This window comes from Collinsella sp. AM36-4AA (assembly GCF_003467795.1).
GTDB lineage: Bacteria > Actinomycetota > Coriobacteriia > Coriobacteriales > Coriobacteriaceae > Collinsella.
The window spans coordinates 241,191-255,199 of record NZ_QSHS01000001.1 but is presented as its reverse complement, the minus strand read 5'-3'; the positions used below and the strand labels follow the sequence as shown (position 1 = coordinate 255,199).

Sequence of the window (14,009 nt, the reverse complement as noted above, 5' to 3'; positions counted from 1 at the left end):
TTGCTCAAATCCTCTTGACGAAACACAGGTCGCCGCGGACATGTCGGTCAGGTTCTGGCAGACCGCGCAGCTGGTTCTCGAGCTCGGCAACGCGAAGCGCAAGGGAACGCTGTCGAAACTGTTGAACGACGTGTCGCCCGCGAGGCTGCTCGTGCTCGACGAGTTCGTCTACGTCCCCTGCGACGTAGACGGTGCGAGGGTTCTCTACCAGGTCATTTCCGTCCATGTAGTGCTCGTAGGCCGCGGCGTCGTCGGGCTCGTCGAAGGAGAGGGACTCCGTCCAGTCCCAGTAGGCCCCCGTCCAGGCGCCCCTGCGCCTGCCGGCCGGCGTCGTCTCGTCGAAGACGAGGCCGTGGCGCAGCAGGAACTTCGACATCCGCTGCTTGGCGTGTTGCAGGTCGTCGCGCGCGTCCTCGAGGGCGCTCGTCGGGGACCCACACCTCGACGACGTTGCGGCGCGCCAGCATGCGTGCCAGCCACTCGGCGTCGCGGCGGTCGTTCTTGCGGCCGCGGTCGGCCGCGGGCCGGTGCATCTTCGGGACCGCCCCGACGACGCAGCCGAGGCCGAGGGCCCGCAGCGCGCGGCCGCGGTTGATGGTACGACCATTGTCGCCCGACCCACGAGAGAGCTGCAAGGGGAGAGGCCCCAATGTTCAACTCATATCGTCTGTTGTGCCAGAGTCGCTCGGGAAAGCGCGACCGACGCAGCGCGCTGTTTTCCAGTCACATCCAGTTCGGGTTGATTTCAGCATGCGATAAGAAACTGGATTTGAATTTCGACTCGAAAGATGGGCAATGCTGATGAGAAACGCTTGGAGTTCGGGATTGCGCGGCGTGAAGCGACCCTCTTCTTATCGAGTTCGTTACAATGTAGGAAAAACAGTAAGTAAGAAGACCTCTGATTGCTTTAGGAGGAGCTGTGGTGAATAGCGCCCAGAAGATCGATAAGTCCATCCAGAAGATGATGACTCTCGGAAGAAGGCTTGGGATTCTGTTTACGGCGCTGTTTATAGCGGTGTGTTGCTGTTCGGTGGTGGTGGTTATTTCCATTGGGCTTATGGCTGCTCAAGGAAACCTATATGATCCATCAAAGACGGTTTCCGTAGTGGTTCCTTTGATGTATCTTCTGATTTCCGGAGGGGCCACATGGACCCTGCGGGGAATCAGCATGGACATGGCTCATGGCGAATCGCCCTTTACCCTTTCGCATGCTCGAAGAATCTCGATTATCGGGTGGCTGTTTGTTGCAGCGGCAATAGGTGACCTCTTGTTTTCTCCGGGGTTTCTTTCGATAGTGATTGGCCCCTTCGACTTGCTGGGGAACGCCTATTCGATGTTTGAAAACCTGGCCCTGCCCATAGATATTGGTGCTGTGCTGGGGGCCGTTTGCTGCTTCTCGATTTCTGCGATATGGCGCTACGGAGCTCTGCTTCAAGACCAGACCGAGGATTTGGTGTGAGGGGCGGCATGGACTATCTGATTATTGAGCTTGAAAGCTTATTGCTTCGACGCGGAAAGACGAGTACGGATATCATTCGGGCGACCGGGCACACACCGGCAAGTATCTCAAAAATACGAAATGGCAAGGTGAAGGCAATTAGGTTAAAGACATTGCTGGATATTTGCGTAGAGCTTGATTGCCAGCCTGGCGATCTTATTAAGCGCGTCAACGAAAGAGAACTTGAGGAACTGGCGACGCGGCGCGCCCGCAACGCGCTGAGCAGGGCGACCGCGACGGGTGATGACCCGGTCCTGGAGTCAGATCATGTTTACGTGGTCGATCTTAGAGACGACTGAGGCTGGAGAATAAAAAAGTATTGAGCAGGTGCAGCCCGTGAAAACAACGGTTTTCACGGGCTGTTCATTCAACGTCCTGCAGTGGCCTGTATTTCTCGCCGCGTCACTGGGGAACGAGAGAGTCATTTCCTGTGCTGGATGCAGGGGGGTGCTTACCTTGTGTAATATATAAATAAGCTTATATTGAAATATGATACATATCGAATTAGAATAACATTATCAATTCGGTATGCAAGGAAAGGAGGGAGAGATGGATTGGATTAACGAGCCGGAGGAAGGCGTTGCACCCGCGTGCGGCAACTGCTTCTTCTACGCGCACGGCAGCTGCAGCACCAAGTGTTCTTCACAGGAGTGCACTATCCGCTTTTAGCGGATAGTGCACGCCGTACGGCGTGCACAGACTGTTCAAAGATATTTTGGCCAGCAGCGCCTGAGGGGCGATGTGGCATTGCAATATGGGGGGCGAACCGACGTTACCTATAACCCCGCACAATTGCCATGTCGTCCCTTTTTATTGACGGGGAGGATGTCGTCCATGCGGGAAGTCCCAGTTGAATTGCGTGCCATATCCAAGAGATATGGCGGGTTTGAAGCGGTTAAATCAGTCTCGTTCTCTTTAATGGAAGGCGAGCTGTGTGCACTCATTGGGGAGAATGGTGCCGGCAAGAGCACGTTAATTCGATTGATCACGGGGCTTTCGGAGCCATCGTCAGGAACGATCTCGATGTTTGGGCAAACCGGGAGACGTGAAATACGGAGCTGCAGGGAAAGGCTGGGTTATATGCCCGACCTCAATGCTTCGTATCCTAATCTGACCGCGCGAGACAACTTGGTCGTTCGCTGTATTGAGTGGGGGCTTCCCACCGATCGTTCCATCGACGGTGTGTTATCAACCGTCGGTTTGGGGGAGGCCGGCGGGAAGAAAGTGAAGAACTTCTCAATGGGAATGAGGAGGCGTCTCGATCTGGCCATAGCGTTGCTGGGCGATCCGGAGCTGTTGATCCTGGACGAGCCGACAAACGGCCTGGATCCGATGGGGATAGTCGAAGTAAGAAAAATCCTTACGCATCTTAACAAAGATCAAGGTAAAACGATTCTCGTATCCAGCCACAATCTTGAGGAGATGCACAAGCTGGCAACTGATTACCTCTTCATAAGTCATGGTCGCCTCATTCGAAGGATGACCGCACCTCAGCTGGAAAAGTCATGCCGCGGTGGTTTCGTGTTGCATGTGGACGATCTGGAGCGAACGAGATCGGTTCTCGGAGATGAGACCTCACATTCTTTTCTGCCGGACGGCAGCGTCCTTATGCGCTATGAGGAGAAAAAGGAAGGGCGGGGCATTGCAATCGAAGCGCTCTCGACCGCAGGTGTGAGGGTTGCGGAGGCGTATTCTCATAGGAAGAGCCTTGAGGAGTTTTATTCGGAGCTCATCGGTCGAGAGAGCGAGCTGTGATGAAACGCGAGTTCATCTCAGCTTTTCGGAGCGAGGTATGGTTGCTCGCCAGGCACCCGGCGACCGCTCTGATGATTGCGCTTGCGGCTGTGCTGTATGTGGTTGCGGCTGCGACTTCGTCTGAGGTGCTGATCATGGTCGCCGGTGATGACCCGTATACGCTTGGAGGGGCTATAGGTTTTATTGGAAACCTAGTGGATGCAGGGGACGTTTTGGGCTCTGTTGCCCGGACGTCTTTTGCGTCTACAGTGGTCTGGATTCCGGTGACGATTCTCTACGCGGTTTACGCTACGTCGAGAGACTTTGAATCCGTGGCTTACGCCGTATCGAGATCGCGAGGGGTGTCGCAGGCGGCGATTGTGATCACGAAGCTGTTGGTGAACTGCACTCTGGTCGGTGCCGTGTATCTTCTTTCTACGACTGCGCTGTATTTAACCAAGATGGCCCAATGGGACGTTGGGGCCTCGTGCTCAGGGTTTGCCCAATTTGTATCGATTGCGCTGATGATCGCGCTGCTGCTCATTTCGATGTACGCCGCTACCTTCGCCCTGTATTTGCTCACGAGGAGTGTGGTGGCGAGCAGCGTCGTTGCAATAGCGGTTTCGACATTTGTGATGGTGTGGTTCCCAAGTACATACGGAAGCGGTCAGCCCAGCTTGCTGCTCATGCTCTCGCCCGTGTATTACCTGATGAACCTGTGTTCCCTGAGTATGCAGAATGTTGGTGTAATTCAGGTTTTGCTGTATGCGGGCGGCACTGTGCTTGTGTCGGTTGGAGTTGCGCTCGTCTCGCTATTTGTAAGGACGGCGGTTCGATGAATCTTGGGATGTCGGTCAGGGCGGAACTGTTCCGCGCAAGGAGAATGAAACTCGCCGTGATAATAGCGCTGATGTATTTGGGCATCGCGGGGATTTATGTGTTTGCCGGGTCCGGCGCATGGGTCTCCGCAGGGGGAGAGGGCCAGTTCTTTGGCTTTTCCGCCGATCCGGGCTATCTTTTCTCGATAGGGGTTGGGCCAACGGGTATCTCTTCCTGGCTAAGTGTCGTCTCCATGGCGCATACGGTGTTCTTCCCAATCGTCTCTGTTGTTGTGGCGGGGACGCTATTCGGTGATGCGACGAGCGTGTCGGCAAGGGGAGTTTCGATTGCTCGGGGCTTCCGCAGCTGGCAGCTGTTTGCGGCAAAGACATTGGCTTGCGAAGTGTATACGCTGTGCCCCTACATCGTGTTTACTCTCGGTGTCGCTGCGGTCTTTGCCGTGTGCTCCGGAAGCGGTCTAGACAGCCTTACGGTTGGTAATGTGACCTCGGCACTCCTGTCGAATATCGTTATAGACGCCGCTTATACGCTGATGGTTGCGGTTGCATATGAGGTGTTCAGGATCAGATCTCTTGTGTCGGGAGCCTTGCTGGTCGCAACGTTCGCGGGCCTTGTTATCGCGATGAGTTTCCCAACCGTTTTACCCCCGGTTCACATGGCTTATTGGATGAGGGCGTGCGGGGCTGCCGGCGGGACGGTCCTGATGGCTGCATGCGGCCATGCGGTCATCGTGTCGCTCGCATGTCTATTGCTGCTTTCGTGCAGTTTTTATCGAAGAAGGTAGTGCGCTGGCGTATGCGCAGCGTCTGAGGGTCGATATGGATTTGGTTGGAAATGGAGATGGTGCGAAGTGAAACTGTCGCAATTTAATGTGGTGCATGAACATAACGGAAGTCTTCTTATCATGAATGCGCGAACCGGCGGCATCCTGTCGTTAAATCCGGAATACGCGCAGAAATTCAAAAGGATTCAAGAAGGGGACGTTCGGGATGCCGATGATCTTGTCGCGGAGCTGATAAGGGGAGGCATCCTAGTCAATGAGGAGAGGGACGAGCTTGGGGAGATCAGGTTGCAAAGTCGCGCCGCGCGCTTTGCGAATACTGCTCTGTCCCTTACCATTGCGCCAACGATGGCTTGCAACTTTTGCTGTCCCTACTGCTATGAAAAGGGACAGGCGTACACGACGATGGGCGAGGAGGTTTTGACACAGCTCTCCAAGTTCGTGAAAGATTACTATCCTGGTATCGCAAGTCTCTCAGTTGGATGGTACGGCGGCGAGCCTCTGCTCGGAATGAAGATGATCGAACGGATTACGTCGGATCTGAAAGATGTCGTGGGGCCAACGTGTGAATATTCCGCATCGATAGTGACAAATGGCTATCTGCTGACGCCTGATGTTGCAAGGAGGCTCGCGGCATGTGGTGTGACGAGCGCGCAAGTGACTATAGATGGATCGAAGTCGGATCACGATTCGAGAAGGATTCTTCACGACGGAAGCCCTACATACGAACGTATTCTCAAGAACGTCAAAGAGTGTGCCGACATCATCGATATTTCGATAAGGAGCAACGTCGACAAGACCAACATCGAGGCCGCTCAAGAGCTATTGGATTATCTCGAGCTAAATGGCCTGATGAATAAGGTTCACTTCTATTTAGCCCCTGTTGACGATATCAATCAGGTATGTGCGAACGACAGCCACTGCTTTACTGTAAAAGAGTTCTCGTATGAGGAGACTGAGTTTTATAAAAGGGCAATTGCGCGGGGCTTCAAAGTTCAACCTTTTGGTGGGACGAATTTCGGGATATGTTGCGCCGTTGGAATCAACTCGTACGTGGTTGATCCCGTCGGAGATTTGTATAAGTGCTGGGATGACATTGGAATGAAGGAGCGGAGGGTCGGAACTATTTTCGAGCCGCCAATGTTGAGCAAGAACATGATTAACTGGATGGCATATGAGCCGGATGACCCGGAATGCCAAGAGTGCTTTGCTTTTCCCATGTGCATGGGAGGGTGCCCCAACCACGCCTTAAACGGTGAGGGGAAACGTTGCGTTTCCTTCCGGTATGATGCCGAGCAAAAAATGCTGCTCTCCCAGATGATGAATACGGCAAAACGGGGTGCGGGGCAAAATGAGGCTGATGCTTAATCTCTGTAGAAAATATATACTGGGCGGTCGATTCTACGCCTATCTTGTCGTAACAGTTTTGGTCGGGCTGCTTGCGCTTGCGGGTCCCTTTCTTACCGGCATAGTGGTAAACCGATTGGCGATGCCGGCCAGCGCCGATCTTGCCGCCGTTCTCGTTTGTTGCCTTATTTTGGTTGCGGTCCAAGCGGTTCGAGCGGGACTAGTGTATTGCTCAGAGATGCTGTACATCAACCTTCAGTCGCATGCGGGGTTCGGCTTAAATGCGGATACGCTTGAGCACGTGAAGCACCTTCCCCAGGCATTCTTCGAGGGCTTCAACGCGTCGTATTATAACCAGCAAATCAATCACGACGCTAATGACCTTGTCATCTTCGTAATCAACTCGGTTGTGGGGGTTTCAAGCAACGTTATCACCCTTTTGTCCGCCCTGTTTGTTCTCGGTAGCCTGAATATCAAGTTGAGTGTGGTCTGCCTTGTTCTTGCGGCAGCGAGTGCCGCTTTTTATGCGGTTTCACGCGCAAGGCTGTTTGAGAGAAGTTTTGACGTACAAGAGCAGAGCGCGAGGTTTTTTTCCTGTCTACAAGATCAGTTGGAGAAAGTTGATTTCATCCGCAAACATGCTTTGTTCGATAGGTCCCGCGCTGTACTGGTCGAAGCTTTTAATGGGCTCTATCCAACGATGAGAGCAAATCAGGAAGTAGGGTCTAGATTTACCTTTGGCAACGCGTTGGTCGCTTCCGCCGCTCAAGGATGTCTTCTTGCTGTGGGCGCGGTTGAAGTGATGGGCGGGAGACTGTTGCCTGGTTTTCTCGTGACTGCTGTTGGATATTATTCGAACTTAAGCTCAGCGGTACAGTATTTGTTGGGCTGGGGAAGGGATTACCAGACTAATCGCGTATGCTATGAGCGGCTGAAAAGAATTTGGGATGTCCCGGTGGAAGCGAATGGCAAATTGGCGCTTGGTCCGATTGAGGAAATCCGTCTAGAGAACATCAAGCTACGTTATCCAGGGGCGGAAAGGGTCGCGTTAAGCATTGAGGGGCTCGCGTTTTCCAGGGGTCGGCTATATGGAATCTCGGGGCCGAATGGTTCGGGGAAGAGCTCGCTGCTGTCAGTGATATTGGGGCTATATCCAGATGACACAGAAGGGGCCGTTCGCTACAACGGGGTGTCACAGCGTTGCATCGATCGATATGCATTGCGGCGGTGTCGAGTCAGCATTACGGAGCAAGAACCCCCTATCGTTGAGGGGACGATTCTCGATAATCTTACGCTGCTTTCTGATGATTACGAGATGGATAAGCTGAATCGGATGCTTGTCATATTGGGGCTAGACGAAATGGTTGCTTCTGTGGAGAACGGGGCAACGGCGATGCTTGACGGCGGGAAAGGAGGGGTGTCCGGCGGCGAGAAGCAAAAGATTGCAATTGTGAGACAGCTGTTGAAATCGCCGGACGTTATGCTTTTTGATGAACCGACCTCAGCACTTGATGCGAAGAGTCGAGGCGCGCTGATCAAATTGCTTCATGAAATTAAGAGAGACCATATTGTAATCGTTGTCACTCATGACGAGGAGATGCTTGCCGCCTGTGACGAGGTCATTTCGACGGCTGGATGATTATCGGATTGTGGCGTTGAAGACCAAGAAACTTGAAATGGCGTGGGCTCTGGGTAGGTCTCCACGGGTACGCCGTCGGTGCTGTACTCGACCGCCCGGCAAGAAGGTTTTATAGCGTGTTTCCCCAGAGAGGTCCCTTTGTCCGGTAGTGGCGAGGGGAGCCTCTCTTTTGCTCACCTCTTGCGGCGGAGGGGGACACCATGCGCCTATGCAGGACAAACTGCGCGTTCTTGTCGAATGATGGGCTATGTGTAGAGATGATGGTCTCGGGTAGAGGCCGTGTCGCGCTCGGCTGCGATGAGCCAGGCAATTCAATCTTCATCCGGGAGGGCCTTGGCAAGACAAGCAGGGCGAAGACCTTGGCGACGTTCGGGAGCCGTGTGGCGCCCGGCTCCGCGCTCATCCACGACATGGAGCCGGGCGCCACACGGCTCCCGTCAACAATCTGTCACTGAAGAGCCAGCACTACAACGCGAAGCTGCTCAAGGGCGTTCCCGACGGCCAGAACCCGCTGGGGCCCGTGAACCGGATGCGCTACTTCATGCAGTGCTTCCTGAGGGCTCATCCCGGCTCCAACCGGGACGACATGCGGGGCTGTGGCTATGAGTCCGCCCGAGGACAAGCTTGAGAAGGTCGCGATGGTGCTCGATCGGGCAATGCGATACCCGAAAACGCTCAGGTTCAGGCAGTTCTATGCAAGAAAGCCCAGTTCAGATGAGTTCGACGAGCAATATTTATCAACACAGTGCAAGGGGGGATTATATTTGTATTTCATCCGTGTTGAGCTTCACACGGTGCGCGACTCATCGCAAACTGGCGGGCGCAGCGGAAAGAAAACCGACTGCAGACGAACGATCGATATCGGGAGCAAATAGCCACCGGATGCTTTTCGGTCTCCTACGCGTCGACCTCCGCGATTTCTTCTGCGTCTCGCCAAGTTGAAAGGAGCGATGTCGAAAACTCCTTTTCGGTTAGCGTCAAGACATCCTTCACGCAAAAACCTTTCAATTTGTCAGGAAGCCCAAAACGCGCTTTTTTCCTAATCGAGCTGGCAACCCGCTTCAACGCGGTCTTGTTCTTGTCCTCGTTGTATACCAAAACAAAGACGCAGTGCTCGCGAAACCATCTCGTCCTCTTTCCCCACAGGTCCGAGCAGATCAAAACGCTGTCCTTGCACTTCTCGATGAGGGCGTCCCTTTGGCCAAGATTGATACCAAGCTCTTCGTCATCCTTGGGATTGAGCCTCTTCCCCAGCGTCTCCTTCAGACTGCCGTTTTTAAATTCGACTAGATATAACGTTTCCCGATCGCAATACAGCGCATCGGCGGAGCGCGGGAGTTGCATCCACCTATTGACCTTCTTGCAGTAGCATTCTTTAACAGAGTCAAAATTGACAACAGGCAAATCGTCATCCACAAGAGAGACGCTTCCGTCTCTGGATGTTTTGGAGATGGTCGACGTGCAGTCCCTTAGGATACAGGTCCTGCAACGGGAGCAACCATCGCTGCCATCTGGCACCGCGGGAGAGTTCGGATGAGGGCAGGAGGCGCACAGGTCGCTACTCAAGGCCGTACTCCTCCCTCTCAAGCGTATCAAAAGGAGCCGCCAGCTTCTCGTAGGCGACCTCAGTCGAGCCGGTTATATCGGCAAAGCGAGAGCGTCCATCAGTGCAGGTCTCCGCAAGATAATATGAGCACAATCCATCAACAGCGTGCTTCTTAGAATACACTTCGATCGCATTCAGGAAATATGGACTATGGGTGCTCATTAAGACGTGCATCCCGAGCTCTTTCTGGAGCAGCACGATTATCTCGGCGAAGGCCAGCTGCCATGCAGGATGAAGATGAATCTCGGGTTCATCGAGGATAATAGTCCCTCCGGCATCTAGCGCGCCGGACTTCAAGAGCACCTTCATGATGGCGAACGTCTTCAAGCCAGCAGAAAGGTTCCCAGGCTCCAACCCCCGAGCGAAGCCCTCTTCGAGATACGTAAGGTGACCGCGACTTTCGCTCCTCTCGAAATGCCCCGGACATAAGGAGGAAACCTTGTCCATGAGAACCTTCAGGTGTCGCTCCTTCGCGATCTCTTCGAACAGCGAGGACTCGCTGTCATCGTTACGGATGGTCGCCTGAATCAAATCTTGCCGCAGCTCCTCCTGGTGTCCAAGGAGGGGCTTGAACCGAAAAGCGGGGCCGTAGGGTCCTCCGAGAGAATCGATCAGGAACGGGTCGTCCAGATAATGCGCCCTGAATCGCAAAACCCTCCTATCGTGCACCTCCGCCACCTCGTCACTTGCAACCGAGAAAACCGTAGATGCGTCCTTTATCTGGAGTTCGACCTTCCCGGGCTCTTCGCCGAAAACCGAATTGATCTGGCCGTTGAACTCGCTTCGGAACCTGTTTGTCGCAATCGCACGAAATACCTCATCATCGGAGATATCCATGATCTCGATAATCTGATCGGCAACTCCTGCTACGCCATTCGTGAAATCGGATTCGATCTCACGGGAGATCTCCTCCCCGTAATACTCCTTTATCTCATCAATAAGCTCGTCCCTCGTGCACTCGCCCGAAAAAACCCTGTCGATGAAACTATTCATTCTTCCAGCAGTTCGCCTGTGGCGAGACGTGGAGTCGAGAGGGCTTCCCACATATGCCTTCCTGATGGCGCGCTCAACACTATTGCGCCTCATGCGGTCGATTTTGTTCTCCGAATCGGACATGCTGTTGAAGGCCGCATAAAGCGCTTTTCCAACCGTGCTTTTCCCCGTCCCGTTCTCCCCGGCGATCACGGCAATACCATTAATCTCGATATCGGCCTCAGCGACCCTGCCGATGTTTTTCATCTTGATTTTCAATGCATATCACCAGCTCTAAACTCGCGAGACTCAATAGCTCGATTATCGCACAGAGAGATCGACTTCTCGAGGACTCCCTAAATGGAACGCGCGGTGAGGACATGGCTCGCCGCCGTCCGCTTCGCGTTCGCGCGGGGGAAGGTGACGACCAGGGACCTCTCCGGGCTCATCGAGAGGAGCGCCAGATTCTCCTCGTCCATTTGAACTGTATCGTATTCAAGGACACTTGACTTAGAGGAATGGCGTTGAGCGGCGATAATCGTTTCAGCGCCAAAAAGAAAGGAGTGTCAGTCATGGCAGACGGGCCCTCCTACACAGCGGGGTACCGCGCCGAGGCCGCAGACTTCGCCGCCGCGTCGGGGAAGCCCATCGCCCAAGTGGCAGCCGACCTCGGCATCAACGAGAAGACCCTGGGAAGATGGGTGACGGTCAGGAAGAAGGAGCTGACCAACCACCCGGTCGCGGCGGCCGCAAGTGCATGCGCGAGCTCGAGCTCGAGAACGAGTTCCTAAAAAGCCCCGACCTCACATTGGAGGCCGGGGCCAGTAGATTTTTGGGACATGTCTAGAAATCTACCCATGCAGGAAGCGGCATGTGCCGAGCATGTCGCGTGCTAGGTTTTGAGGCATGCCACAAAACCTAGCACGGGGGAGTGGCTACTCGGCGTCGGCGAAGCCGTTGGGGTTATGGCTCTGCCAATTCCAGCTGTCGCGGCACATGTCCGCGATGTCGTACTGGGCCTTCCAGCCCATCATGCGTTCGGCCTTGGAGGCATCGCACCAGTTGGCGGCGATATCGCCGGCACGGCGCTCGCGAATCACGTAGGGCAGCTCCTTGCCGCAGGCCTTGGAGAAGGCGGCGACGACCTCGAGTACCGAGGTGCCGGTGCCGGTGCCCAGGTTAAAGATCTCGACGCCGGTCTTGCCGTTCATCCAGTTGAGGGCGGCAACGTGACCGGATGCCAGGTCGCACACGTGGATGTAGTCGCGCACGCCGGTGCCGTCGGGGGTGGGGTAGTCGTTGCCAAAGACCTGAACGGCCTCGAGCTTACCGACGGCGACCTGGGCGACGTAGGGCACCAGGTTGTTGGGGATGCCCTTGGGGTCCTCGCCGATCAGGCCCGACGGATGGGCGCCGATGGGATTGAAGTAGCGGAGCAGCACGACGTCCCACTCGGGGTCGGCGGTGTGAACGTCCATAAGGATCTGCTCGATCATCCACTTGGTCCAGCCATAGGGGTTGGTTGCGGGCTTCTTGGGGTCTTCCTCGGTGACAGGCGGGTTGTCCGGGTCGCCGTAGACGGTCGAGGAGCTCGAGAAGATGATGGACTTGCAGCCATGGTTGCGCATGACGTCGATGAGCACCAGGGTGTTTTCGATGTTGTTGTGGTAGTACTCGACGGGCTTGGTCACCGACTCGCCGACGGCCTTAAAGCCGGCGAAGTGGATGACGCGGTCGATCTGATGGGTGTCGAAGATCTTGTTCATGGCCTCGCGGTCGAGCACGTTGGCCTCGTAGAAGGTGAGGTTCTTGGCGGCCTCTTCGCCCACGATGGTCTTGACGCGGTCGACGGCGACGGCGCTGGAGTTGGAGAGGTCGTCGACGATGACGACCTGGTAGCCGCCCTCGAGCAGCTGAACGACGGTGTGCGAGCCGATAAAGCCGGCGCCGCCGGTTACGAGGACGCAGGTGTCTTTGGGGTCGAGTGCTTTGGACATGTAGTCTCCTATCGAATCAGGAACACTTCTTGAGGGGAGTATAGCGCAGGCAGGGGCACCCAAAACGTGCAGGGCAGGAAAAGCAGATGAGCATGCTAACGTACTCATGGAAATGTTTGGCGTGGGCGTAACCTTGACTTTGACGTTTGCATACGAGCCGCCGACCATACGGTTTGCTGCCGTTCGTGGAAATCGTTGGGATGCGCCGGATGTACGCTAATATGTATGAGTTGAGCGACATATAAATAAACATGTAACGGAGTAGATATGTCACCAAACAGCGATTCCATCCTTTCCCAGGAGCTTTCGCGTCGCACTGCCCTCAAGGCCCTGTTCGGCGCAGCTTCTGTAGCCGTTCTTTTTGGTTTGCCCGCTCGCGCCCATGCTGCGGAGGCCACCAAGGAAACCACCGACAAGCTCAATGCGGCCCAGGCTCAGCTTGACGAGGTCCAGGCCCAGCTCGACAGCATCGCAAATGAATACGCGGCGCTGGCCAACAAGAACGCCCAGACCCTCAACGATATCGAGGGCGTACAGGGCCAGATTGACAGCACGCAGGCGCAGATTGACGAAAAGAAGGCCGAGCTCAAAAAGAAGCGCGACGATCTTTCCGATCGCGTTTCCGCCAGCTATAAGTCGGGCGGCACCAACGTCCTGTCGCTGCTGCTCGCCTCGGGTTCGTTTGAGGAGCTCGTCGCCAATGCGCACTATGTTGAGAAGATCAACAAGAGCGACCGCGACGCCATCGAGGAAATTCAGACCATCCAGGAAGAGCTCGATGCGCAAAAGACCGAGCTTGAGTCGCAGAAGGCCGACTTAGAGAAGCTCAAGGACCAGCAGACTGCCCAGATGCAGGATATGCAGGCCAAGCAGCAAGAGGTCCAGACCGTGCTGAGCGGTCTTTCCGACGACGTCAAGGAGCTCATGGCTCAGCGCGATTCAGAGATTCTTGCTGCCGCCCAGGCCGAGGAGGCTGCCAAGAAGGCCGCCGCTGCTGCCGCGGCCGCCGCGAACAAGAACAATTCCTACTCGGGTGGTTCGAGCTCGGGTGGTGGATCGTATGCGCCCGGAACTCCGCAGCAGAATGCCGGCTCGGGCAAGCAGCAGGCCGTCGTCAACGCGTGCTACTCCACGCCTTCGCCGGGTCAGAACTGGTGCGCGGCGTGGGTTACCAATGTCTTCCGTAACGCCGGCGTTGGCTACTTTGGCGGTAACGCGTGCGATATGTTTAACGCCTGGTGCTATAGCTCCGACCGCTCGGCGCTGCAGGTGGGCATGATTGTTGCCGACTCATCGCATAGCGGTACCGGCATACCGGGCCTGATCTATGGCCACGTGGGCATCTACGTTGGCGGCGGCATCGTTATGAGTAACGAGGGTGCCATTACGTCTAAGTCGCTTGATTCGTTTATTAGCTTCTATGGTACTGGCTCTGGCGTGCGTTGGGGCTGGCTTGGCGGTATTGCGCTGTCGTAACGGCGGTTTGAAGTAAGTTGGTCCGTGGCTGCCCGGAAGGCATTAGGTTGCCTGCTCGGACAGTCCTGCTCGCACGGAGAGCACATTAAGTGCTCTCCGGCTCGTGCGGAACTCGCGAT

Annotated in this window: 14 protein-coding genes; 11 read left to right on the top strand and 3 right to left on the bottom strand. The window is 55.3% G+C overall.

The features are described 5' to 3' along the window. Positions 1 to 40: 40 nt before the first annotated feature. From DW850_RS10500 to DW850_RS01160, 9 genes are all read left to right on the top strand, one after another. Positions 41 to 595 (top strand): ATP-binding protein, encoded by a 555-nt coding sequence (locus tag DW850_RS10500; protein ID WP_117786010.1) that lies wholly within the window; start codon positions 41 to 43, stop codon positions 593 to 595. A gap of 327 nt (positions 596 to 922) precedes the next feature. Continuing rightward, on the top strand, positions 923 to 1,459 hold the full coding sequence (locus DW850_RS01200) for a hypothetical protein (RefSeq protein ID WP_035137761.1): 537 nt from the start codon (positions 923 to 925) through the stop codon (positions 1,457 to 1,459). 8 nt (positions 1,460 to 1,467) lie between these two features. Beyond that, entirely contained in the window at positions 1,468 to 1,797 is a 330-nt protein-coding gene (locus DW850_RS01195) for a helix-turn-helix transcriptional regulator (RefSeq protein ID WP_052044110.1), read from the top strand. Between the two features lie 535 nt (positions 1,798 to 2,332). Beyond that, entirely contained in the window at positions 2,333 to 3,253 is a 921-nt protein-coding gene (locus DW850_RS01190) for an ABC transporter ATP-binding protein (RefSeq protein ID WP_035137759.1), read from the top strand. Then, positions 3,253 to 4,071, top strand: a complete 819-nt coding sequence (locus tag DW850_RS01185; RefSeq protein WP_117564851.1) for a hypothetical protein — start codon at positions 3,253 to 3,255, stop codon at positions 4,069 to 4,071. The genes DW850_RS01190 and DW850_RS01185 overlap by 1 nt, the downstream gene beginning before the upstream one ends. After that, entirely contained in the window at positions 4,068 to 4,856 is a 789-nt protein-coding gene (locus DW850_RS01180; RefSeq protein ID WP_035137757.1) for a hypothetical protein, read from the top strand. The genes DW850_RS01185 and DW850_RS01180 overlap by 4 nt, the downstream gene beginning before the upstream one ends. A gap of 66 nt (positions 4,857 to 4,922) precedes the next feature. Further along, on the top strand, positions 4,923 to 6,221 hold the full coding sequence (locus DW850_RS01175; RefSeq protein WP_117638255.1) for a radical SAM/SPASM domain-containing protein: 1,299 nt from the start codon (positions 4,923 to 4,925) through the stop codon (positions 6,219 to 6,221). Beyond that, positions 6,205 to 7,839 (top strand): ABC transporter ATP-binding protein, encoded by a 1,635-nt coding sequence (locus DW850_RS01170; protein ID WP_084591801.1) that lies wholly within the window; start codon positions 6,205 to 6,207, stop codon positions 7,837 to 7,839. The genes DW850_RS01175 and DW850_RS01170 overlap by 17 nt, the downstream gene beginning before the upstream one ends. A gap of 602 nt (positions 7,840 to 8,441) precedes the next feature. Continuing rightward, a complete protein-coding gene (locus tag DW850_RS01160; RefSeq protein ID WP_117584251.1) occupies positions 8,442 to 8,714 on the top strand; it encodes a hypothetical protein in 273 nt (90 codons plus the stop codon). A 22-nt stretch (positions 8,715 to 8,736) separates the two neighbouring features. On the opposite strand, the gene DW850_RS01155 is transcribed toward DW850_RS01160, so the two are convergent. Continuing rightward, a complete protein-coding gene (locus DW850_RS01155; protein WP_124786586.1) occupies positions 8,737 to 9,255 on the bottom strand; it encodes a hypothetical protein in 519 nt (172 codons plus the stop codon). Between the two features lie 142 nt (positions 9,256 to 9,397). Beyond that, complete coding sequence (locus DW850_RS01150; RefSeq protein WP_117584252.1) at positions 9,398 to 10,684, bottom strand: ATP-binding protein; 1,287 nt, start codon at positions 10,682 to 10,684, stop codon at positions 9,398 to 9,400. A gap of 305 nt (positions 10,685 to 10,989) precedes the next feature. On the opposite strand from DW850_RS01150, the gene DW850_RS10335 reads away from it, so the two are divergent. Continuing rightward, a complete protein-coding gene (locus DW850_RS10335; RefSeq protein WP_117584253.1) occupies positions 10,990 to 11,208 on the top strand; it encodes a transposase in 219 nt (72 codons plus the stop codon). Positions 11,209 to 11,352: 144 nt separating this feature from the next. Here DW850_RS10335 and galE read toward each other — a convergent pair whose 3' ends face one another. Then, positions 11,353 to 12,414: a UDP-glucose 4-epimerase GalE gene (galE, locus tag DW850_RS01140; protein WP_117786009.1), complete on the bottom strand. Its 1,062-nt coding sequence runs from the start codon at positions 12,412 to 12,414 to the stop codon at positions 11,353 to 11,355. A gap of 267 nt (positions 12,415 to 12,681) precedes the next feature. Here galE and DW850_RS01135 point away from each other — a divergent pair, with 267 nt between their 5' ends. Then, entirely contained in the window at positions 12,682 to 13,890 is a 1,209-nt protein-coding gene (locus tag DW850_RS01135) for a hypothetical protein (RefSeq protein WP_117786008.1), read from the top strand. The last annotated feature ends 119 nt before the right edge of the window (positions 13,891 to 14,009 follow it).